28 protein-coding genes are annotated in these 21,335 nt (G+C 69.3%); 19 read left to right on the top strand and 9 right to left on the bottom strand.

The window, feature by feature from the left end; genetic code table 11:
- Nucleotide 1: 1 nt before the first annotated feature.
- The 3 genes from ACW14X_RS19005 to ACW14X_RS18995 are packed head-to-tail and all read right to left on the bottom strand — an operon-like array spanning nt 2 to nt 1,409.
- Nucleotides 2–259, bottom strand: a complete 258-nt coding sequence (locus tag ACW14X_RS19005; RefSeq protein ID WP_160026954.1) for a hypothetical protein — start codon at nt 257–259, stop codon at nt 2–4.
- 42 nt (nt 260–301) lie between these two features.
- A complete protein-coding gene (locus tag ACW14X_RS19000; RefSeq protein ID WP_457162968.1) occupies nt 302–955 on the bottom strand; it encodes a hypothetical protein in 654 nt (217 codons plus the stop codon).
- Entirely contained in the window at nt 945–1,409 is a 465-nt protein-coding gene (locus ACW14X_RS18995; protein ID WP_457162967.1) for a pyridoxamine 5'-phosphate oxidase family protein, read from the bottom strand. The genes ACW14X_RS19000 and ACW14X_RS18995 overlap by 11 nt, the downstream gene beginning before the upstream one ends.
- 74 nt (nt 1,410–1,483) lie before the next feature.
- Between ACW14X_RS18995 and ACW14X_RS18990 the strand changes: the two genes are divergently transcribed.
- The 3 genes from ACW14X_RS18990 (at nt 1,484) to ACW14X_RS18980 (ending at nt 4,394) form a co-directional block, all read left to right on the top strand.
- Nucleotides 1,484–1,780 (top strand): DUF1905 domain-containing protein, encoded by a 297-nt coding sequence (locus ACW14X_RS18990; protein ID WP_160026948.1) that lies wholly within the window; start codon nt 1,484–1,486, stop codon nt 1,778–1,780.
- A 53-nt stretch (nt 1,781–1,833) separates the two neighbouring features.
- Nucleotides 1,834–2,736, top strand: coding sequence for an aminoglycoside phosphotransferase family protein (locus ACW14X_RS18985; RefSeq protein ID WP_457162966.1), 903 nt, complete (start codon nt 1,834–1,836; stop codon nt 2,734–2,736).
- Nucleotides 2,737–3,152: 416 nt separating this feature from the next.
- Nucleotides 3,153–4,394 carry a DUF222 domain-containing protein gene (locus ACW14X_RS18980; protein ID WP_457162965.1) on the top strand — a complete coding sequence of 414 codons (1,242 nt, stop codon included), beginning with the start codon at nt 3,153–3,155 and terminating at the stop codon, nt 4,392–4,394.
- A 6-nt stretch (nt 4,395–4,400) separates the two neighbouring features.
- On the opposite strand, the gene ACW14X_RS18975 is transcribed toward ACW14X_RS18980, so the two are convergent.
- Together ACW14X_RS18975 and ACW14X_RS18970 are read right to left on the bottom strand one after the other, a co-directional pair.
- Complete coding sequence (locus ACW14X_RS18975; RefSeq protein ID WP_457162964.1) at nt 4,401–5,024, bottom strand: TetR/AcrR family transcriptional regulator; 624 nt, start codon at nt 5,022–5,024, stop codon at nt 4,401–4,403.
- On the bottom strand, nt 5,021–5,626 hold the full coding sequence (locus ACW14X_RS18970; protein ID WP_457162963.1) for a hypothetical protein: 606 nt from the start codon (nt 5,624–5,626) through the stop codon (nt 5,021–5,023). Before ACW14X_RS18970 ends, ACW14X_RS18975 begins: the two co-directional genes overlap by 4 nt.
- Nucleotides 5,627–5,717: 91 nt before the next feature.
- On the opposite strand from ACW14X_RS18970, the gene ACW14X_RS18965 reads away from it, so the two are divergent.
- From ACW14X_RS18965 to ACW14X_RS18930, 8 genes are all read left to right on the top strand, one after another.
- The gene (locus ACW14X_RS18965; RefSeq protein ID WP_457162962.1) at nt 5,718–6,746 is read left to right on the top strand and encodes a TIGR01777 family oxidoreductase; all 1,029 of its coding nucleotides are present in this window, start codon (nt 5,718–5,720) and stop codon (nt 6,744–6,746) included.
- A 4-nt stretch (nt 6,747–6,750) separates the two neighbouring features.
- On the top strand, nt 6,751–7,047 hold the full coding sequence (locus tag ACW14X_RS18960) for a DUF2087 domain-containing protein (RefSeq protein ID WP_160026936.1): 297 nt from the start codon (nt 6,751–6,753) through the stop codon (nt 7,045–7,047).
- 36 nt (nt 7,048–7,083) lie between these two features.
- Complete coding sequence (locus tag ACW14X_RS18955) at nt 7,084–7,503, top strand: hypothetical protein (RefSeq protein ID WP_457162961.1); 420 nt, start codon at nt 7,084–7,086, stop codon at nt 7,501–7,503.
- A 57-nt stretch (nt 7,504–7,560) separates the two neighbouring features.
- A complete protein-coding gene (locus tag ACW14X_RS18950) occupies nt 7,561–8,217 on the top strand; it encodes an exonuclease domain-containing protein (protein ID WP_457162960.1) in 657 nt (218 codons plus the stop codon).
- A 138-nt stretch (nt 8,218–8,355) separates the two neighbouring features.
- Nucleotides 8,356–9,207, top strand: a complete 852-nt coding sequence (locus ACW14X_RS18945) for a L,D-transpeptidase family protein (protein WP_457162959.1) — start codon at nt 8,356–8,358, stop codon at nt 9,205–9,207.
- Nucleotides 9,208–9,281: 74 nt separating this feature from the next.
- Entirely contained in the window at nt 9,282–10,478 is a 1,197-nt protein-coding gene (gene serA / locus ACW14X_RS18940) for a phosphoglycerate dehydrogenase (protein WP_160026930.1), read from the top strand.
- Nucleotides 10,479–10,495: 17 nt separating this feature from the next.
- The gene (locus tag ACW14X_RS18935) at nt 10,496–11,113 is read left to right on the top strand and encodes an HD domain-containing protein (RefSeq protein WP_457162958.1); all 618 of its coding nucleotides are present in this window, start codon (nt 10,496–10,498) and stop codon (nt 11,111–11,113) included.
- 40 nt (nt 11,114–11,153) lie between these two features.
- Entirely contained in the window at nt 11,154–12,395 is a 1,242-nt protein-coding gene (locus ACW14X_RS18930; protein WP_457162957.1) for an MFS transporter, read from the top strand.
- On the opposite strand, the gene ACW14X_RS18925 is transcribed toward ACW14X_RS18930, so the two are convergent.
- A complete protein-coding gene (locus ACW14X_RS18925) occupies nt 12,396–12,659 on the bottom strand; it encodes a DUF4031 domain-containing protein (RefSeq protein WP_457162956.1) in 264 nt (87 codons plus the stop codon).
- Nucleotides 12,660–12,723: 64 nt separating this feature from the next.
- Here ACW14X_RS18925 and ACW14X_RS18920 point away from each other — a divergent pair, with 64 nt between their 5' ends.
- Nucleotides 12,724–13,074, top strand: a complete 351-nt coding sequence (locus ACW14X_RS18920; RefSeq protein WP_160026922.1) for a hypothetical protein — start codon at nt 12,724–12,726, stop codon at nt 13,072–13,074.
- A 13-nt stretch (nt 13,075–13,087) separates the two neighbouring features.
- Here the strand turns inward: ACW14X_RS18920 and ACW14X_RS18915 are convergent, their stop codons facing one another.
- A complete protein-coding gene (locus tag ACW14X_RS18915) occupies nt 13,088–13,858 on the bottom strand; it encodes a GntR family transcriptional regulator (protein ID WP_350842275.1) in 771 nt (256 codons plus the stop codon).
- 89 nt (nt 13,859–13,947) lie between these two features.
- On the opposite strand from ACW14X_RS18915, the gene ACW14X_RS18910 reads away from it, so the two are divergent.
- Nucleotides 13,948–14,559, top strand: coding sequence for an alpha-ketoglutarate-dependent dioxygenase AlkB (locus tag ACW14X_RS18910; RefSeq protein WP_457162955.1), 612 nt, complete (start codon nt 13,948–13,950; stop codon nt 14,557–14,559).
- Nucleotides 14,560–14,571: 12 nt separating this feature from the next.
- Here ACW14X_RS18910 and ACW14X_RS18905 read toward each other — a convergent pair whose 3' ends face one another.
- On the bottom strand, nt 14,572–15,009 hold the full coding sequence (locus tag ACW14X_RS18905) for a hypothetical protein (protein ID WP_457162954.1): 438 nt from the start codon (nt 15,007–15,009) through the stop codon (nt 14,572–14,574).
- A 188-nt stretch (nt 15,010–15,197) separates the two neighbouring features.
- On the opposite strand from ACW14X_RS18905, the gene ACW14X_RS18900 reads away from it, so the two are divergent.
- From ACW14X_RS18900 to ACW14X_RS18875, 6 genes are read left to right on the top strand one after another with little or no spacing between them, the layout of a single operon-like run.
- Entirely contained in the window at nt 15,198–16,211 is a 1,014-nt protein-coding gene (locus ACW14X_RS18900; protein WP_201451222.1) for an AAA family ATPase, read from the top strand.
- Between the two features lie 25 nt (nt 16,212–16,236).
- Nucleotides 16,237–17,124, top strand: coding sequence for a DUF58 domain-containing protein (locus tag ACW14X_RS18895; RefSeq protein ID WP_457162953.1), 888 nt, complete (start codon nt 16,237–16,239; stop codon nt 17,122–17,124).
- A complete protein-coding gene (locus tag ACW14X_RS18890) occupies nt 17,111–17,614 on the top strand; it encodes a hypothetical protein (RefSeq protein WP_457162952.1) in 504 nt (167 codons plus the stop codon). The genes ACW14X_RS18895 and ACW14X_RS18890 overlap by 14 nt, the downstream gene beginning before the upstream one ends.
- Nucleotides 17,605–18,678: a VWA domain-containing protein gene (locus ACW14X_RS18885; RefSeq protein WP_457162951.1), complete on the top strand. Its 1,074-nt coding sequence runs from the start codon at nt 17,605–17,607 to the stop codon at nt 18,676–18,678. The genes ACW14X_RS18890 and ACW14X_RS18885 overlap by 10 nt, the downstream gene beginning before the upstream one ends.
- A complete protein-coding gene (locus ACW14X_RS18880; protein WP_160026908.1) occupies nt 18,675–19,577 on the top strand; it encodes a vWA domain-containing protein in 903 nt (300 codons plus the stop codon). Before ACW14X_RS18885 ends, ACW14X_RS18880 begins: the two co-directional genes overlap by 4 nt.
- A complete protein-coding gene (locus ACW14X_RS18875; protein ID WP_457162950.1) occupies nt 19,574–20,305 on the top strand; it encodes a hypothetical protein in 732 nt (243 codons plus the stop codon). Before ACW14X_RS18880 ends, ACW14X_RS18875 begins: the two co-directional genes overlap by 4 nt.
- Nucleotides 20,306–20,308: 3 nt before the next feature.
- Here the strand turns inward: ACW14X_RS18875 and ACW14X_RS18870 are convergent, their stop codons facing one another.
- A complete protein-coding gene (locus ACW14X_RS18870) occupies nt 20,309–21,277 on the bottom strand; it encodes an AraC family transcriptional regulator (RefSeq protein ID WP_350842288.1) in 969 nt (322 codons plus the stop codon).
- Between the last annotated feature and the right edge of the window lie 58 nt (nt 21,278–21,335).

Genomic DNA, 21,335 nt, shown 5'->3' with positions numbered 1-21,335 from the left:
CTCACCCGAGCGCAACGACGCGCAGCTGGTGAGGTGGTGGACAGTTCTGCACCCATTGATCCCGGCACTCCCGGCACAACAGATAGGTGTGGGTGCAGCGGTCGTCGGGACAGAGCACGGTCACCGCGTACGCCGCCACCTCGCCACAAGGCTCCGCGTCGCTGTCCGGGCTGCCACACTTGCACTCACAGGCAGGCCGCTCGCCGAGCTCCTCCTCGAGCCGCTCGATCTCCTCATCGATGGTCGTGCTGATGGTCATGACATCTCCTCCGTCTGGATCGGATGTCGTCCTCTCCACCACCTAAACAGAGACCACCGACAGTTCTGCTTCATGGATCGTGGTCTCGAAGCCGAGATCGGGCCGTGAGCCTCCGACCGGGGTCAGCTGCACAACGACCCCGGTCGCCACGTCAAGCGCGATGTCGTACGCCTCGGGGTAGACCGTCCCCGGGGACGGCTCCCAGCCCGGGTCGCCGTCGCCGTACTCGTCGCGGTCGGAGACCCAGGACCACAGCAGCGGACAGCACCCGCACCGCGGCTCGTACTCGTCCCCGGGCACCGCCCTCGCCCACCAGGTCTGCCGGCCTGCTCGCTCCGCCGAGCGCAGGTCGCTCAGCACGACGTCGGCGGAGAGCTCCTCGGGATCCAGCATCGACACGAAGAGGTAGTTGTTCCACATCGGGTCGTCGATGTCGTGGCTGGAGGCCCGCGACCGGCTCTCCACGAGACCGTCGGCGCGCAGGACCGGCTCCGGATCGAACACCGGAGCCTCGCCCCTCTCCACGCGATCCCCGTCGGCGTCGCGCACTCGGAGCCAGCCAGGTCTCCGCAACCAGCACTCGACGTCGCCGTCGTCCCGCGTCCGCCAGGTGAAGTGCAGCACGGAGAAGCGCCACGGAGACGATCGGGCGAGCGCCCGGAAGGTGTCCTCGGTCAGCGGGATCTCAGCTTCCATCGGACCCACCCTCGTCCAGCCAACGGCCGTTCCGCATCAGGTGGCGCCCCGCGAGCTCGTTCTCCTCTCGCCACGCCTGGACCTTCGTCGGCCGGACGCGGATCAGGCTGTCCGCCCACCTGCTCGGGTCGCCGCCCTGCTTCTCGACGTAGATCTCCAGGACCCGCTTCGGCGTACGTTCCATCGGCGCCACCTCGGCGCGACCGTCGATGATCACGACGTCGCGCAGCTCGCCGAGCGCCAGACGTACGACCGGGGAGGCGGACAGGTTGCGCTGGGTGCGCGCACCGCCCATGCTCGCGATCCAGATCTCGCCCTCCCACCACACGAACGAGATCGGCACCAGCCACGGCTGGTCGTCGTGCGCGGAGGCGATCCACAGGTCGATGTCGTTCTCCAGACGGGCGCGGGTGTCGGAGAGTCTCTGGGCGAGGGAGCGAGGGTCGGCAGCCATGGCCGCACCCTAATCCGCGGTCGTCCCGGCGGAGTAGCGGTTTCCGGATGAGGCAGTGGGGGAAGAATGGGCACATGGAGACCTGGGAGTTCGAGGCCGATCTGTGGCCGTGGAAGGACGAGACCGATGCCTGGATCTTCGTGACTGCGCCACCCGAGGTCACCGAGGAGATCCGCGAGGCGTCGATCGCGACCGGCCCGCCGCGCGGCTTCGGGTCGGTCAGGGTCGAGGCGCGGATCGGCACGACCACCTGGAGGACGTCGGTCTTCCCAGGCCAGGAAGGCTATGCGCTGCCGATCAAGAAGGACGTACGCCGCCGCGAGGACCTCCAGGTCGGCGACCGTGCGCTCGTCTCGATCACCCTCGTCTGACCTTCGCGAAAATCCCGCGTGAGCCAGCCGCCGGCATGGTTGGCTCGGCCACGATGAGCGCCCGAATGCACGACGACGAGCTGATGATCGACGCGGACCTGGTGCGGTCCCTGCTGAGGCGGGACCTCGCCGCGTACGCAGAGCTTCCCCTCCGCCCGCTGGACTCGACCGGGTCGACCAACCGGCTCTTCCGACTGGGCGAGGAGCATCTCGTACGCCTCCCCCGCCAGCCCCGCGGATCCGCCGCGATCAAGCAAGAGGCACGCTGGCTGCCGGGCTTCGCGACCAACCTCGCCGTGGCCACACCCGAGGTGGTGACGGTCGGTGAGCCGGGCTTCGGCTACCCCGAGCGCTGGAGCGTGGTGCGCTGGCTCGATGGCGAGAAGCCTGCCCCCGGCGCGGGTGACGTCACCGCCGCGGATCTGGCCACGGTCGTGACCGGGCTCCGCCGGACCGAGGTGCCTCAGGAGGCGCTCGCCGACTCCGAGCTGCGCTGGTATCGCGGCGAGCCGATCGCCGGCTTCGACGCCGACGTCCGGTTCCGCCTCAAGGAGTGTCGCGAGCTCGCCGATCTCGACCTGGACCTGGACGCGGTCGAGGCCGTCTGGGACGAGGTGATGGCCCTGCCCCCGGCGGAGACCGGGACGCACTGGCTCCACGGCGACCTGCTCGCCGAGAACCTCCTCGCCCGCGACGGCCGCCTCACTGCCGTACTCGACTTCGGCGCCCTCTCCGTCGGCGACCCCACCGTCGACCTGATCTGCGCCTGGGAGCTCCTCGACACTTCCGGCCGCGACGAGTTCCGCACGCTCCTCGAACTCGACGACGCCACCTGGCTGCGCAGTCGCGGCTGGGCGCTCTTCATCGCCGTGATGACCTTTCCCTACTACTGGCAGACCATGCCCGTACGCTGCGGCGATCGGCTTGTGATGGCTAGGGCTGCTCTGGGCGGCTGAATGGTTTGCCTTCCAGCGTGGGTGGGGCCATTACCGGGTTTGGGTTGGGAGATTTAGAAGCAGGGTGTCTGGGTTGGGTGCCATTTACCTGTCTTGCGGGCTTCCAGCAGCGGTCTGGCTTGGGTTGGGGATACCTGTCCCTGATTGCGTTTGTCCGCTTTTTCCCGTGGCTTGGCTTGGTCTTGTGTGGTAGGCTCGGCGCAGGCGTAAATGTGAAGGCCGACCACCTCGAAAGAGGCGTGCCCCATCCACCCGAGACACAACAGGGGTGGGGTAATCCAGGGGAACCAGGGGCGTGCACGCTGAGCTGCGAGGGTAAGTAATAGCCCGTACTCCGGGCCTCCGAGACCAGCGAACCAACACACACCCGTGCCAGCGGGTGTGGAGAGTTCGTACGTCGGGAGGTGACCGGTTCGATGACCATGCTGCAGCAGCCCCAGCACCCTGTGCTGGGGGCGGTGGTCGCGATCACCGACGCCCTTGACGGTGTTGCGGCGGCGAACCCCTCGTTCATGGCCACCGGCCAGAAGGCCACCACGCTGCTCGAGATCGCCCGCGCCAAGGCGCAGTTGGCCGAGCTCGAACTGCGGGTGCTCGCTGTTGCTGATGACGTCGCGGCCGAGTCCGCGGCCCGGGATGTCGCGGCGTGGTTGCATCACCACACCCACCAGCGCCCCGAGACCCTCCGCGCCGACCTCCGACTGGCCGAGGCACTGGACCGCTCGTATGGGCTGGTGGCGGCCGCCATGCGGACCGGTGCCTGCAACCCGGCCCAGGCCCACGTCATCGTCAACGCTCTCGACGAACTGCCGGCCGACCTCGACCCAGAGATCCGGATCAAGGCCGAAGAAGCGCTGGTCGCCTATGCGACCCGGTTCGACCCCACCCAGCTCCGACGTCTGGGGCGCCGGATCCTCGACGTCATCGCCCCGGAGATCGCCGAAGCCGAGGAGGCGAAACGGCTGGCGGCCGAGGAGGCCCACGCCCGCAAGAAGACCCGACTCGCGATGCGGCGGCTTGGGGACGGCACCACCCGGATCACGGCGGTGGTCCCGGACGCGACCGCGGACCGACTGGCCACCACCTTGGAGGCGTTCGCCTCACCCAGGCGCGAGGACGGCGCCCGCACCGAGACCGGCGAGTACCTGCCCTACGACCGCCGCCTGGGACGCGCGTTCTGCCAACTGCTCGAGACCCTCGACCCATCGCGGCTGCCGATCCACGGCGGGGACGCGACCACGGTGATCGTGACCATCGACCTCGACCAGCTCCGCAAGGAAGCCGGCATCGCCCAGATCCTCGGTGGCAGCCCGATCACCGCCGCCGAAGCCCGCCGGCTGGCCTGCACCGCGAACATCATCCCCGCCGTCCTCGGCGGTGAGTCCGAGGTCCTCGACCTGGGCCGTAAGGAACGCTTCTTCACCGCCGCCCAACGCCGCGGGCTCCTCCTCAGATCGGCGACCTGCGAGGCCGAGGGCTGCGACATCCCCGGCACCTGGGCCGAAGCCCACCACTGGATCGAATGGGCCCAAGGCGGCGCCACCGACCTCGACAACGCCGCCCTGCTCTGCTCCCATCACCACCACCGCGCCCACGACGCCACCTACCTCCACGAGCGCTTACCCAATGGCGACATCCGATTCACGCGACGCACATAGATGGCGCTAGCCGCGGGCTTTGAGCCGAGAGCGAAGGACGAGCCGGGCCGCCGGGCCGAGATCCTCGATCACCTCGACGAGCGCGCCGAGCTGCTCGAGCGACGCGAAGGCCGAATCCGCGCCGGGCCGGTCGACACCGTCGTACATGAGCAGGCCGATGAACGCCGAGCTGATCGCGCGCGACAGCCCAGGCGCGTCCACCACACCCTCGACCGGGCTTCCCTTCAAGGCGCGAGAGACCGCGGCCTCGACCTCTTCGTTCCACCGACCCAACGCGTAGCGCGCTGTCTCGGCCAGCGTCTCGTCGCGCTGCGCACCGGCCAGGAGCTGAGCCATCAGCGTGATGTTGCCGGCGGCACGCTCCCGCTCATGGAGCCCGCGACCGAGCTCCAGCAGCTCACCCAGCGAGGTCACCTCCGCGAGCTCTGCCCGGTAGGACGCCGCCGCCTCGTCCGTCGCCGCTCGGCATGCCTGGTCGACGAGATCCATGACGGTTCCGAAGTGGTAGAAGACCAGCGCCTGGTTGACCCCTGCCCGGTCGGCGACCGACCGCGCCGAGAGACCGGCGATCCCCTCCTGCTTGAGCAGGTCGGTGACCGCCGACATCAGCTTGGCCTTGGTGGGGTTCATTCCGCAGCGGGCTCCTGGGTCACGAGCAGATTGAAGACGATGAGCACGGAGCCGAGTATGCCTCCGGCGGCGAGTCCCAGCAGCATGACCCCGGCAACGACGCCCGGCTCGGATGCGCCGGCGTCGGGCAGGCCCACAGCGCTTGCGACGCCGCAGAACACACCGAGGGCGACAACTCCGACCACCAGGGGCGCAAGCGGAATCCGTACGCCGCGCGTCACCGCTTCTCCGAACCAGGCCGCCAACGCACCGGACACGCCGGCGATGACCAACAGGACGATGTTCTCGTCCGCAGCGCCCGGCGCCTCGCCCGCGTTGAACCGCGCGAACCCCAGCGCGAAGGTCATCCCGAATCCGACGAGGCCGGGCCAGATCCGGTCCACGACCGGCGAGGACGGCAACAGCACCGCCGGCGCGACCAGTGCGGACTCGACCAGCCCTACGACGACGCCGACGATGCCCCCATACCAGGCTCCGAGGAGCGTCCCGGAGATCGGCAGCAGCGTGCTTCCCGCGGCTCCTCCGATGACGACACCGAGCACGGCACCGAAGAACCACCAGCGACAGAACGCCCAGAACACAGACCAGATTCGTTCAGCCACGTACGCCTCCTTCGACCCATTTGAGCGATTGCTCAAATTCAAGGTAGCGCAACTCTTGAGCGATCGCTCAAATTTGATCTACAGTCGCCGCATGAAGATCGTCATCCCCGGCGGGACCGGCCAGGTCGGAAGCATCCTGCGGCGTGCCTGGAGCACGCGAGGACATGAGGTCGTGGTGCTCTCGCGCCACCCGGAACAGCTGGAGGAAGGCGTACGTCATCAGGTCTGGGACGGCCGGACGATCGGTCCGTGGGCCGAGGAGATCGACGGCGCGGACGTGGTGGTGAACCTCGCGGGCCGGACGGTCAGCTGTCGCTACACCGATGCCAACCTGAAGCAGATGATGGACTCGCGCGTCGAGTCGACCCGGGTCGTCGGCGAGGCGATCGCGAGGGCGGCCAACCCACCGAGCACCTGGCTGCAGATGAGCACCGCGACGATCTACGCCCACCGCTTCGACGCGCCCAACGACGAGGCGACCGGCATCATCGGCGGCAGCGAACCCGACACCCCGGCCTACTGGGAGTTCTCCACGAGGATCGCCAAGAGCTGGGAGGCCGAGCAGGCCGCGGCGGCGACACCGCACACCCGCAAGGTGGCGCTCCGCTCGGCGATGGTGATGAGCCCCGACAAGGGCGGTGTTCTCGACGTACTCCTCACCATGGCGCGCCTCGGTCTCGGCGGGCCGGTCGCGGGGGGCGACCAGTTCGTCTCCTGGATCCATGAGACCGACTTCGTACGCGCATGCGATCTGCTCATCGGGCGCGATGACATCGCCGGACCGGTGAATCTGGCAGCACCAGGACCACTGCCCCAACGCGACCTGATGCGTACGCTGCGGGCGGAGGCCGGGATGCCGATCGGGTTGCCCGCCACCCGCTGGATGGCCGAGATCGGGGCGTGGGTACTGCGTACGGACACCGAGCTGCTCCTCAAGAGCCGTCGAGTCGCACCGGGGAGGTTGCTCGAGGCGGGCTTCGAGTTCGAGTACGCCGACTGGGCCTCCGCCGCCCATGACCTGGTCAGCCGGGCCCGGCGGCGGACCCCGCAGAGAAGGACCCGCAGAGAAGGACGCGGCAGAGAAACCAGTCGCATCGCCGAGCCGGATCGGCCACGATGAAGAGGTGACTCGCGCGACCTGGCAGCCCCGACCCGACGACGCCGAGACCCTGAGGCGGTTCTTCGGCAAGGACGGCCGGCTGCTGACGATCCCCTCGAAGCACGTCAAGAAGCTGGTGGTGCTCAACCAGCTCGCGCAGGCCTTCGAGCCGGGGAAGGTCTACCCCGAGCGGGAGGTCAACGAGATCCTGGGACGGTTCCACGAGGACGTCGCCGCGCTGCGCCGCTACCTCTTCGAGGAGGGGTTCATGATGCGCGAGGACGGCTACTACTGGCGCGACGGCGGGAGCGTGGAGGTCTGAGCGGCGAGGCCCTCGCCGATCGGGCATGATTCGCCCATGACGATGCCGGACCAGTCGGGCCAGCCAGTGCCCGGACAGCCGCCCGTGGGGTGGATCGACCTGACCATCCAGGGCAGCCACATGACCTCGAACATGATCGTGCCGACGGTGCTGCTCAACGGCCACCAGATGCCGACGCAATACGGCCGGAACGTCTTCCCGGTGCCGCCGGGGCGCTGGAACGTCGAGATGTACGCGCAGTGGACCTGGAAGTTCGGCAAGGCGTCGATGAGCTTCGACGTCGCCGAGGGCCAGACCGTTCCGGTCTTCTACGCCTCGCCGCTGACCGGCTTCAGCAAGGGTGCGATCGGGCACGAGAAGCAGCGCAAGCCCGGCGTCCTCGGATTCGTCCTCCTGATGGTCGTGCTGCTGCTCTTCATCGTCGGCATCGTGGCCCTGGGCGTGGTGTCGGGCTAGCTCCACCCGCGGGGACACCGGCTCGGACTGTCGGTGCTCACCGATAGCGTCAGCCTTGTGACCACCACCGAATCACGCGGCCGAAGCGAAGCCCGGCGCAATGGCCGGGGCTACGCGGTCCTCGACGTCGAGACGACCGGGCTCGACCCCTACCGCGACCGCGTGATCCAGGTGGCGATCCGCCAGATCGCCGCCGACGGCACCGCCGAGTCGGAGTGGGAGACGCTGGTCAATCCCGGCGTCGGCGTCGACCCGGGGCCGGTCGAGGTGCACGGCCTGACCAGCGCCGACCTCGCCGGTGCCCCGCTCTTCCGGGACGTCGCCGCCGCGATCGCCCAGCGTCTCGCCGGCCGGGTCTTCGTGGCCCACAACGCCGCGTTCGACTGGACGTTCGTGGCCGTGGAGTCGGACCGTGCCGGCGTACGCCTCGAGGTCCTGGAGTGGCTGTGCACGATGCGGTTCGCGAAGGCGCTCGCCCTGGAGGTGCCGGACAAGTCCCTGGCGACCATCGCGGCCTACTACGCGGTCGAGCAGCTGAAGGCGCACGACGCCGGTGACGACACCCGGGTGGCCGCGGAGATCCTGCTGCGCGAGCTGGCCGACGCCGACCGGGTCGGTCTCACCCTGCCGCTGGTGGAGTGCAACACCTCCCGACACCGGCTGAAACGGACCGTACGCCGTTGGTTCAGCCGCGTCCGGCGACCGCTTCACTGAGAGATCGTCCCACCATCCGGGACATTTCCCGCAGAAATGCAACCGGAGAACCCGGTTCGGACATCACCATGTCGTCGGTCCCGCGTTACTTGGAGTAACAGCACCTTGAGGGCCCTGCTCCGAAGTGAGGCGATGAAGATGGTCATCCGGGGACTGGTCGCCGGGGCGCTCGCCGCCCTGTTGGCAACGACGTTCGCGGCCTGCACCGTGGAGCCGGCCGCCGCACCTGGGTCCGAGGCGACGACCGCGTCAGCCGCGCCCTCCTCTTCAGCGAGCCCATCGCCGAGCGCCACGCCGACACCGTCGCCCAGCGCGAAGCCGAAGCCCGAGCCGAAGCCGTCCCCGACCTCGGGCCCACGGCTCTTCGGCAAGGGTGACAGCGGTGACGACGTACGTGACCTGCAGGCGCGCCTGAAGCAGATCGGCTGGTTCAACGCGGGCGTGACCGGGTTCTACGGCAACGTCACCACCGAGGCCGTCTCCGGCTTCCAGGGCAAGCGCGGCATCGCGGTCACCGGCTTCGTGGACCAGACCACGCTCGACCGGCTGCACGCGATGACCCGCGAGCCCACCGAGGCCGAGCTGATCGACGCTCCCCCGCCGGCGCCCTCCGGCAAGCTCGACCCCCGCTGCCTGACCGGCCGGGTGATGTGCATCGACAAGTCCACCTCGGTGCTGCGCTGGGTCGTCGGCGGGACCGTACAGCTGAGCGTCGAGGTGCGATTCGGCTCACAGGAGCTGCCCACCCGTGAGGGCCAGTTCTCGGTCTTCGCCAAGAGCCGCGACCACGTCTCCTCCATCTACAAGACCCCGATGCCGTTCGCGATGTTCTTCTCCGGCGGACAGGCGGTCCACTACTCCCCCGACTTCGCCGCCAACGGCTACAACGGCGCCTCCCACGGCTGCGTGAACGTGCGCGACTACGGCGCCATCACCTCGCTCTACGACCAGGTCAACATCGGCGACGGCGTGGTCATCTACTGGTCCTGAGAACCGCCGCGCGCGGCCGTCCGGCCCTCGGGCAGGATTGAGGAGGCGTACGTCCCGCGTCTTAGGCTTGAGCCATGAAGGCGCTGCTCCTGGAGAACATCCATCCTGTCGCTGTCGAGAACCTCGAGAAGGCCGGCTTCGAGGTCGAGCTGCGCAGCAAGTCTCTCTCCGAGGACGAGCTGGTGGCCGACCTCCCGGGCGTGACGCTGCTCGGCATCCGGTCCAACACCCACATCACGCCGCGTGTGCTGGACGCGGCCACCGACCTCAAGGCGATCGGCTGCTTCTGCATCGGCACCAACCAGGTCGACCTGGCCGGAGCCGCCGAGCGCGGCGTGGCCGTCTTCAACGCCCCCTACTCCAACACCCGCTCGGTCGTCGAGCTGGTCATCGGCTACATCATCTCCCTGGCGCGACGGCTGCCGGAGAAGACCGAGAAGATGCACGCCGGCGTCTGGGACAAGTCCGCGAAGGGCTCCCACGAGATCCGCGGCCGCACGTTGGGCATCGTGGGCTACGGCAACATCGGCACCCAGCTCTCCAACATCGCCGAGGCGCTGGGGATGTACGTCATCTTCTACGACATCGCCGACCGGCTGGCCCACGGCAACGCACGCCGGATGAAGTCCCTCGACGCGCTCCTGGAGGAGGCCGACGTGGTCTCCATCCACATCGACGGACGCCCGGGCAACCTGGGCATGTTCGGCGAGGAGCAGTTCGCGAAGATGAAGCCGCGTTCGCTGTTCATCAACGCCGCGCGCGGCTTCCTGGTCGACAACGACGCGCTGCGCAAGCACATCGAGTCCGGCCACATCGCCGGCGCCGCGCTCGATGTCTTCCCGATCGAGCCCAAGGCCCAGGGCGACGCCTTCGAGAGCCCGCTGCAGGGTCTCGACAACGTCATCCTGACCCCGCACGTGGGCGGCTCGACGCAGGAGGCCCAGGAGGAGATCGGCTGGTTCGTCTCCGGCAAGCTGCGCGACTTCATCCGCTCCGGGTCGACCGCGCTGAGCGTCAACCTGCCGGCCGTCCAGCCGCCGCCGCTGGCCGCCGGTGCGCGCCTGGCGCTGCTGCACGACAGCGTCCCGGGCGTGCTCGCCGAGCTCAACGCGCTGCTCGCCGCCGAGGGTGTCAACGTGACCGGTCAGTACCTCGCCACCGCCGGTGAGACCGGCTTCGTGGTCACCGACGTGACCAACGTACCTGCGACGACGCTCGAGAAGATCACAGCCAACCCGCACACCAGGTGGGTGCGCGCCTACCACGCCTGACGCTAGCGTTCTGGCTCATGGAGCTCCCGCAACATTGGCCGCTGCCAGAGGCGACCGACCTTCTCGATGACGTCCTGGCAGCGTACGACGAACCGACCCGCCGCTATCACGACCGCCGGCACCTCACCGAGGTACTGGACCGGATCGAGGAGCTGCGGGCGGAGGGAGAGCGCTTCGACCCGCTGACGGTCACCCTGGCGGCGTTCTTCCACGACTCCGTCTACGACGGGGAGCGGGACGCCGAGGAGCGTTCGGCCGCCTGGGCCGAGGACGCGCTGGGCGCCTACCTGGAGGCCGACGCCGTGGCCGAGGTCGCCCGGCTGGTGCGGCTGACCGAGACCCACGATCCCGCCCCCGACGACCACAGCGGCCGGGTGCTCTCCGATGCCGACCTGGCGATCTTGGCAGCGCCAGCGCAGCGCTATGCGGAGTACGCCGCGACCGTCCGGGAGGAGTATCAGCACCTCTCCGACGAGGAGTTTCGCGTCGGTCGTGCCCAAGTCCTCGAGCGGCTGCTGGAGAAGGAGTCGCTCTTCTCGACACCCTTCGCGAGGATCAGCTGGGAGGCCGCCGCGCGGGCCAACATCTCGGCCGAGATGGAGACCCTGGACACATACCTGTCACGCGATCGATAACAATTCGTAAAGAACCGCTCCCCGGTGACAGAATTCATCGGTGAGCTTCCAGACGTACGCCGACCTGTGGCGGATCCCCGACGTGCGCCGCATCCTCGTGCTGGGTCTGTTCCTGCGGATCCCGATGCCGGCGTCCTCGGTCATCGTGACCCTCCACGTGGTCGGCCTGCTGGATCGCTCCTACGCCGAGGCGGGCCTGGTCTCGACGGTGCTCGCGATCGCGATGGCGATCTCCGCTCCCTGGCTCGGCCGGCTCCTCGACCGACTCGGCCTGCGGCGTACGCTCCTGCTGCCGCTGGCCGTACTCCCGATCGCCTGGTCGATCGCTCCTTGGGTGGGCTACCTCCCGCTGCTCGCGCTGGTCGCCGTCGCCGGGCTCTTCACGGTCCCGTCCTTCTCGGTCGTACGCCAGGTGATGATCCGCTCGGTCGGTCCCGGGCAGCGCACCGCGGCGCTGAGCGCCGACGCGATGATGACCGAGCTGGGCTTCATGGTCGGTCCGGTGATCGGCGTGCTCGGCGCCAGCTACTTCGGCACGGCCTGGGCGATGCTGCTGATCCAGTGGCTCGGGATCGCCGCGGCCGTCGTGCTCTGGCTGTTCAACCCGACGATCACCGAGGGTGAGCCGACCCTTCCGAGCGACGCCGTCCCGAGCGACGCTGTTCCGAAGCGCCGCTTCGGGCTCCCCTCGTGGGTGAACCCGGGCGTCACGCTCCTGCTCGCCGGCACCTTCACCGCCTCGCTCATCCTCATCGCCGAGGACCTCGGCACCGTGGCCGCGATGCGCGACTTCGACCGCACCGCCCTGCTCGGGATCGTCATGGCGATCTGGGCGCTCGGATCGCTGCTCGGCGCACTCATCTACGGCGCCCTCAACAGCCACCCCTCCACCGCGGTGATGCTCGTCCTGCTGGGTGCGACGACGGTGCTGACCGCGTTCGCCTGGGACCCGATCTCCTTCGCCGTCCTGCTCCTGCTCAGCGGCCTCTTCTGCGCACCGACCCTGACCGCCGCACTCGAGGCGATCACCAGCAGCGTCCCCTCGACCGTACGCGGCGAGGTGATGGGCTGGCACGGCTCGGCCATCACCCTCGGCAGCGCCGTCGGCGCGCCCACCGCCGGGTTCGCCATCGACCTGATCGGCTGGCAGGGCGGCTTCATCCTCGGCGGCGGCCTCGGCCTGCTCATCGCGGCGGCCATCTGGCTCACCTCTCGACGGATGTCCACCCCCGCCGAGGCGTCACTCCCGCCGGGCGAGAAGTCAGCCGCGCCGGCCGAGTAGTCAGCGTGCGCCGCCTTTGCGTCGGCGTAGACCGGCGGCGATGAGCGCAGCGACCAGGACCCGGGAGGTGACCTCGACCGCACCCGCGGCGACCATGTCGGCGTAGACCTCGGCGGGTACGTCGTAGTGGTCCCGGTCGAAGCCTCGGGCGGGGATGCCCATCCGGCTGGCGAAGGCGTGCAGCTCCTCGTAGGAGGTGTCACTGGCGAGGTGAGACCACATCCGGCCGCGACTGGGTACGTTCGGCGGGTCGATGAGGATCACGGGCCATTCTTACCGTGTCCATCCTGAGGCCACAGCCTTGACCGGTCGGCAAGAATGGGTCCTGATGAACACGACAGTGCTGTTCGAGGCTCGGGCGAGGGTGCTCCATGACCTCGATGCCCGCGGACTCGCCGGTGCGGCAGCCGTCTCCGCTCTCGAGGACGCGATGACCGAGCGCGGCTGGTGGGTGGAGCAGTGGCCGGAGGGCAAGGCGTACGTCGCCGGCCTGGTCGCCCAGGACGTGCAGGACCTGCTCTTCGACGGCGAGGCCTCCGCGCGCTGGCCGGTGTGCACGACATGTCCTCCGGAGTCGCCGGTGCACTCGCTCCACATCACTCCCGACCTGGGAGGTCCGGACCCGATCTGGGTCTGCGAGGAGAGCGGCGACGTGGTCGCGCCGCTCGGCGATCTCTGACCAGCTCAGCAGGTCAGGACGGGCCGAGCTGCAGGTGCAGCGCATAGCGGTCGGCACGGTAGACCGAGCGGCACACCTCGACATAGCGGTCCCCCGCGACGGACTTCCGCTGCCTGCGGAGCACGGGGACACCGACCGAGAGACCGAGCAGGGTGGCCTCCTCGATGTTGGCCACATCGGCACGGAACGTGTCGTCGACCCACGACGGCCGCATCTGGCGACTGGCCAGCTCGGCGTAGAGACTGGTCGGCGCGGTCCGCTCGAGCATCCCCGGCACGATCGCCTCGTCGAGATAGACGTCCTCGATGCAGATCGGCACCCCGTCACCGCGGCGCAGACGCCGCCAGTGGACGACGGCGGCGCCCTCCTTGATGTTCAGCGCGCGGGCGATGGTGGGCCCGGCCTTCTCCCGGCCGAGCAGCAGCGTCTCGGAGGATGCCTGCATCCCCCGGCGAGCCATCTCCTCGCTGAACCCGAGCACCGGACTCGCCGCCCGCGGCGGACGCGCCACGAAGGTGCCCCGGCCCGGGATCCGGACCAGCAGACCGTCGGCGACGAGCGCGTCGAGCGCCTGCCGCACGGTGGCTCGGGCGACGCTGAACTTCTGGACCAGCTCGCGCTCGGAGGGCGCGGAGGCACCAGGGCTTTCGCCGATGACCAGCTCCCTGACGTACTCACGGATCTGGACGTGCTTGAGCGACCGCTCTCCCTCGACCGACCGGACCATGAGCAGAGCGTAGGTGTACACCTCGCGTACGTCCGGAGTTTCGTCAAGTTGTGACATTGCAGCGAGATGAGGCAGACCAGCTGCAACGAAATAAGAATGTCTGATTTCAGTAGAACACGTGTTCGATCACGAGGTATGGTGAAGGGGTGGACTTCCAGGGAACACTCTTCGCCCCCACAGACGACGAGACCACCGAGACGACCTACGAGCGGATCCACCTAGACCGCGGCGCATGGGTGGACATCGCCCGCGGCTGGCTGCCCGATCCCGACGAGGTCTTCGCGGCGCTGGTCAGCGACGTCCCGTGGCGCGAGGAGCGCCGGCAGATGTACGACCGCGTCGTCGACGTGCCCCGGCTCCTGCACACCTATCTGCAGGGCGACCCGCTCCCCCACCCTCGTCTCGCCGAAGCCCGCGGGCGCCTCACCGCCCACTACCTGCCCGAGCTGGGCGAGCCGTTCGTGACCGCGGGGTGCTGCTACTACCGCAACGGCCACGACTCGGTCGCCTGGCACGGCGACAAGATCGGCCGAGGCCGCACCGACGACACGATGGTCGCGATCGTCTCCGTCGGCGACCCCCGCCGCCTCGCGCTACGCCCCCACGGCGGAGGCAAGGGGATGAGCATCCAGATGGGCCACGGCGACCTCGTCGTCATGGGCGGCTCCTGCCAGCGCACCTGGGAGCACGCCATCCCCAAGGTCGCCTCGGCCGGCCCGCGGATCTCGGTCCAGTTCCGCCCGCGCAACGTCTTCTGAGTTCCGCCGGGATCAGCCGAAGGGTCGCATCGCGAGCACCCCGGTGCGCCGGTAGTTGTCGATCGCGGCATCCATCCTGCTGATGAACGAGTCGAGGACCCTGATGGCACTGACGTACCTGTGACCTCTCGCGCGGGTCAGGAAGGCCGCCTCGTACGACGCCACGGCGGTCCTCGCCTGCCCCATCAGCTGTGCCTCGATCGAGTTGAACCGGCTGCTCACGTCCGCGAGCCGCGGCGACCACGCCCGCCAGGTTCGGTGCCTGGCGAGGTAGTTCCGCTGGTATCTCAAGGAGGCGGTGTCCGACTCGATCGCCGCGATGTCGATCCGGATCGGACCTGCTTCAGCGGGGACCGGCTTGGTTGCGACGGCAACACCGATCGGCGCGAGTCCGGCAACCAGGGCAAAGGCCACGAGCATGACTCGTAGCCGGGTGGAGAGGTGGGGCACGGTGAACCTTTCTGAGGGAGTCTTGCGGCCCATCGTGGTCGGTCCCACACTCGCCTCGAACCCGTACCGTTCCCGTACCTCGAAGCCCGCCCCAGCACCCGTCTCAACCGTCCCGAGGTGGGTCCCAGATGCGTTCCGTACGCTGGTAGGAAAGGATGGGACTGACAGCCGACGCCTCTGGAGCCGCCTTGACCACCACCGCACCACCCATCGCCCCGCCGTCCGCTGAGGAGATCGCCAGGGCGAAGGAGATCGTCGGGCGGGTCAGCACCGCCTTCAGCAGCCGTGTGGTCGGCCAGGAGCGGCTCAGGACGGCGCTGCTGATCGCGCTGCTCTCTGAGGGTCACGTGCTTCTCGAGAGCGTGCCCGGGCTGGCCAAGACGCTGGCCGCGAGCACGCTGAGCCAGACCGTCAAGGCGCAGTTCTCCAGGATCCAGTGCACCCCCGACCTGCTGCCGAGCGACATCATCGGCACCCAGGTCTACGACCAGCGCAACCACGAGTTCGAGACCCAGCTCGGCCCGGTGCACGCCAACTTCGTGCTGCTGGACGAGATCAACCGAAGCTCCGCCAAGACGCAGAGCGCCATGCTCGAGGCGATGCAGGAGCGCCAGACGAGCATCGCGGGCCACATCCACCCGCTGCCGCGCCCGTTCATGGTGCTCGCCACGCAGAACCCGATCGAGGAGGAAGGCACCTACGTCCTCCCGCACGCGCAGATGGACCGGTTCCTGCTCAAGGAGATCGTCAACTACCCCAGCGACGCCGAGGAGCTCGTCGTCCTCGAGCGCATCGAGGCCGGCACGCTCGGTCCCGACCACGAGGTGACCCGCCCGGTCGCCGATCCCGACGACGTGATCTGGCTCCAAGACCTGACCAAGCGCGTCTACGTCGACCCGGCGATCAAGCGCTACATCGTCGCCCTCGTACAGGCGACCCGCAACGCCCGCCAGCTCCTCGGGCCGGAGACGGGTTCCTACGTCGAGATCGGCGCGTCCCCGCGTGCCTCGATCGCGTTCCTGCAGGCCTCGCGCGCGGCAGCGTTGCTGCTCGGCCGCTCCTACGTCACTCCCGAGGACGTGCGCGAGCTGCGCCACAGCATCCTGCGCCACCGGCTCCACCTCAGCTTCGAGGCGCTGGCCGAGAAGGTCCAGCCCGAGATGCTGGTCGACGCGCTGGTCCGCGCTGTCCCGAGCCCCTGAGTGGCGCCAGGAAATCAGGCACAGAATGGCGACGTACCTTCCCCGGATCCGCACGCGGTTGATGATCCATGCCCACCGCAAGGTCCTGGGCCTGCTCGACGGGGAGTACGCCAGCGTCCAGACCGGGCGCAGCATGGACTTCCACGACCTGAGGGAGTACGTGCCCGGCGACGACGTCAAGGACATCGACTGGAAGGCCACGGCCCGGTCCCGGAGCCTGCTGGTCAAGCGGTTCACCGCCGAGCGCCAGCATCTGGTGCTGCTGGCGATCTCCACCGGCCGGAGCATGGCGGCTCAGGCGACCGGCACCACGACCAAGCGTGAGCTGGCGATCTTCACCGCCGGCCTGGTCGGCTGGCTGGGCGTACGCCACGGCGACAAGGTCGCGGTCGCCTACGGCGACTCGGAGACCCAGAAGCTCACCAAGTCCGCGGACACCGAGGTCGCGCTCGAGCGGGCGCTCGGGCAGGCCCACGAGGCGATCACCCCCGACTCCGCCGAGGCCGACATCGTCGCCGTCCTGCGCCACATCGCCACCAACGTGCGCCGCCGCGCGATCCTGCTCGTCGTCACCGACGAGCACTCGGTCAGCGACGAGATGGCCGCGGTCCTGCGCCGCCTCACCGTCCAGCACGAGGTCCTGGTCGCCGGCATCGACGACCTCGACCCCACCACCGCCGTGCCCGGCGATGCCCCGACCGTCGACGTCGACACCGTCTCCGCCCTGCCGGGGTGGCTCACCGGCGACGCGGTCCTCCAGGCGCAGTACGCCGAGCTGGCCGCTGCCGAGGAGCACGGCCTGCGCGGCACCCTGGACCGTCTGGGCATCGCCTACCAGCGGGTCCAGGACGACGCCACCGCCATCGGCGCGGTCTTCCACCTCCTGGAGAGGCACCGCCATGCGCGCCGGTAGCGTCCCCGAGGAGTTCCAGCAGCCGCTGGACCACTCGGGCTGGTGGCTGGTGCTCGCGCTCGCGGTGCTCGCCGCGGTGGCGCTCTACTACCTCGCGGTCATCCTGCTGACCCGCAAGCGCCGCCCGGTCGTCGAGGTGGAGACGCCCTGGGTGCCCGCGCCTCGTGACTTCCGTGCCGAGCACCTCGCCGAGATCGACCGGATCGAGCGGGCGGTGCATCGTGGCGACGTCCCCGCGCGGGTCGGCCACCAGCACCTGAGCCGCACCGTGCGCGACTACGTCGCCGAGGTCAGCCAGATCCCGGCCGACAAGATGGTCCTCGCCGACCTGAAGGCGACCGTACGCAGCGACCCTCGCACCCGCCCGCTGGCGATGGCCGTCGAGGTGATGTACCCGCCCGCCTTCGCCTCCGAGGAGGAGGGCAAGGCTGCCGAGCGCTTCCCCGAGGCGCTGAGCCGGGCCCGTCAGGTGGTGACGACATGGACCTGAGATGGCCTGTCCTCGGCGCGATCATGCTGGTCCTCACCATCATCGCGATCGCCGCGATCGTCGTCTTCGCCGCCCGGGTGCATCGCCGCCCGGCCGACGCGGTGCTCGTCGCCCACACCGAGCGGCTCAAGCGTCTCCCCCGGTTCCGTGAGCTCGCGACCCAGCAGCGGTGGCTGTCCTGGTGGCAGACCGCGGGGATCGCGCTCGCGGTGATCGGGTGCATCTGGCTGATCGCCCGGCCGCAGACGACCGACATCACCCAGAACCGCTACTCCACCCGCGACATCGTGCTCTGCCTGGACGCCTCGACCTCGATGTTCGACGAGGACACCCAGGTCACCCAGGCCTACTCCCAGCTCGTCGCCGGCCTCAACGGCGAGCGGGTCAGCCTCGTGCTGTGGAGCGACGCCGCGGTGACCGTCTTCCCGCTCACCGACGACTACGGCTGGGTGCAGGACGAGCTGGCGCGGGCCGGCCGGGCCTTCGCCCTCGGCGACCAGGAGTACGTCGCCGGAACCTATCTCGGCAAGGAGCGGGCGAGCCTGATCAGCGACGGGATCGTCTCCTGTGTCAAACGCTTCGACCTGTCCAACTCCGAACGTGGCCGGGCGGTCATCGTCGCCTCCGACAACGACCCGCAGGGCGGCCCACCGGTCTACACGCTGCCCGAGGCCACCGAGTTCGCCAAGGAGCGCGACGTCCAGCTCTACGGCATCGGCTCCGCCGACCTCAGCTTCCAGGAGGACAAGCGCGCCACCTTCGACAAGGCGATGACCGACACCGGCGGCACCTTCTCGCTGCTCGGTGACGACGGTTCGATCGACTCGATCCTGGCCGGCATCGACCGGCTCTCCGCCGACGAGGTCGTCGAGCCGCCGAAGTACCAGATCCGCGACGCTCCCGGTTGGCCGATCGCGACGATCGTCCTCGGGGTCCTCATGCTGGTCGCCGGGTGGATCTACGCCCTGGTCCGCTCCGGACGGCTGTCCCCGGGCCCGGCACCCCGGCAGGCGGGAGGCTCGTTGCCCCCACAGACCCGGCCACCGAGCGAGGTGGCCCGATGAGCACCGCAGGATGGCAGATACTGACGCTCGTACGCCGCGCGCTGATCGTCCTGCTCACCGTCGTCGTCCTGGTGCGCCCGAGCTGGGGCGCGGCGCCGGCCGAGATGCGTACGGCGGATCTCGATGTCCTCGTCGTGGTCGACCGGACACGGTCGATGGTCGCCGAGGACGCACCCGGCGGCGAGGCCCGGATGACGCAGCTCAAGAAGGACCTAAAGGCGCTCTCCGCGGCCCTGCCCTCCGTGCGGTTCGGCGCGATCACCTTCGGCGGCGAGGTCGTCCGCACCGAGATGCCGTTCACCTACGACACGACAGCCTTCAACGCCTGGGTCGACGGTCTCTACGCCGAGCGGGCCTTCGACGGGTCCGGCTCGATGGTCGACGCTCCGCGCGACGAGATGATCGAGGCCTTGGAGCGTGACCAGGAGCGATACCCCGAGCGACGCCGGATCGTGGTGTTCGCCTCCGACGGCGAGAACACCCGCGAGGGCGTCGACCAGCAGTCGTTCGCCGAGGTCGACGACCTCTCGGCAGGCGGCGTGGTTCTCGGCTACGGCACCGAGGAGGGCGGCCGGATGCCCTGGGACGACGAACGTCCCCAGGACGGCTACCTCAAGGACGGCGACGGCCAGGACGCCCGGTCCCGGATCGACCTCGCCAACCTGCGCGAGATCGCAGGTCAGATGGGTCTTCAGACCCTTCACCGCACGACGAAAGAGACCAAGGAGGTCACCACGGAGGCCTCGACCTGGGACTCCGAGATGCTCACCGAGGAGACCTCCGCCGGCGGCGAGACGTCCCGGGCCTGGCTCTTCGGCTTCCCGCTCCTGGCACTCTTGCTGTGGGAGCTGTGGGGCCATCGCCGCCGTGCGCACGAGGCCGAGGAGGTGCTGTCGTGACCCTGACCGAGACGCCTGTCGACTCGACCGAGCCGCAACCGCTACGTACTCCTCGCGAGCAGGTGCGGCGCGCGCTGCTCCTCGCCGGGATCGTGCCGGTGGTCATCGGCCTCGCTTTCCTGGGGAAGGTGATCCTGATGGGTCACCACGACCGCGGTGGCCGGGACGCCTGGGACGTACGCGACGCCGCGACCGCGATGGAGCACTACTCGGCCAACCGCGACCTCAACTTCCTGCAGCCGTGGATCGCCCACTTCGACGCCGGCAACGCCGCCTTCCTGCTCGGCGAGAACGCCCGTGCGGTCGCCTACTACGGCGAGGCGCTGGAGCGCGTGCCCGAGGACCACGAGTGCACCGTACGCATCAACATGTCACTGACCCAGGAGGCGATCGGCGACCGCGCCCGGGACGCTGGCAACCAGCCCGGTGCGAAGGCGGCCTACGAGGACGCTCTGGCCACGCTGAAGGAGGGCGACTGCCCCACCGACGCCGGCCAGGGCCCCGAGCAGTCCCAGCAGGGCGAGTCCGTCGAGGAGCGCCTGAAGGAGAAGCTGACCCCGAAGGTACGGATCAAGCCCAACGAGCAGGAAGACCCGCCCGAGGAGCCGCAGAACCAGGACGAGAAGGAGGACAAGCTCGACCGGCGCAACGGTGACGGCGAGGCCTACCGTCGCGACGACGCCGACCTGGACGACTACGGCGGGTTCAGCGACGAACCCCAGTGGTGACGCTCAGCGCATGAGCGTCTGAGACGGGAGCTCCTGGAACTGTGCCCGGTACGCCTGGGAGAACCGTCCGAGGTGGAAGAAGCCCCATTGGGCGGCGACGGCGGTGACCGAGGTGGCGGTCGCGTCGGCGGCGAGCAGGTCGGAGTGGGCACGGTCCAGCCGGGTACGCCGCCAGTACTCCAGCGGGGTGGTGTCGAGGTCGCGCTGGAACGCCTCCTGCAGGGTGCGGGTGGAGACGCCGACCTTCTGGGCCAGCTCCGCGACCTTCCAGGGGCGCTCGGGGTGGGCCTCGAGGAGGTCCACGGCCATGCGTACGGCCCGGGAGATGGTGGAGGATCCGGTCTCGGAGACGATCTCCAGGGACGTGTTGGCCTGGATCGTCAGCAGTCCCCCGATGAGCGCCTGCTCGTAGGGCGCGGCCACCAGCGGAGAGCTCATCAGCGTGCCCCCGGCCTCGACGTTGTCGTAGGCCAGCCGCACCATCTTCAGCCAGTCGCGCACCTCGGGCCGGCCGAGGTCGAGCGTGGGGTCGAAGACCACCGGCCCGGAGCCGCCGATGCCTGCGGCCGCCTCCTCGACGGCGCTGCGGCGGATGTAGACCTGCAGCTTCTCGCAGCCGTCGGACCAGAGCATGTCGACCGGTTCGGTCGGGGAGCCGATCGAGGCGCGGGTGCGGTCGGCGAGGACGACGTGCTCCCCCACCTTGACCTTGGCGGTGCCGGCCAGCGGGAGCTGGATCAGGTAGAAGTCGTCGAAGGTGCCGGGAGTGATCCGCACCTCGTCGCCGTAGCGCATGTAGTTGAGCATCACGTCCTCGCCCAGCGGCGCGGCGTTGTGCACCATGTCGAGGTGGGAGCCAGCCTTGGTCAGCGCCAGGTAGTGAGCACAGAATCGTTCGGCTACGGCTTCTCTGGCCTGGTCCACGTCAGTGGTGGCGACAACCGTGTGGCGGCCCAGCAGGGGACGGGGCAATGGAGGCTCCTGGCGCGTGGCTCGATTGACCGAAGAGCGTAGCGGAGCCGGCGCCGCG

The sequence above is a fragment of the Nocardioides sp. YJ-D4 genome, from assembly GCF_054031495.1.
This window is presented reverse-complemented; position numbering and strand designations above follow the sequence as displayed.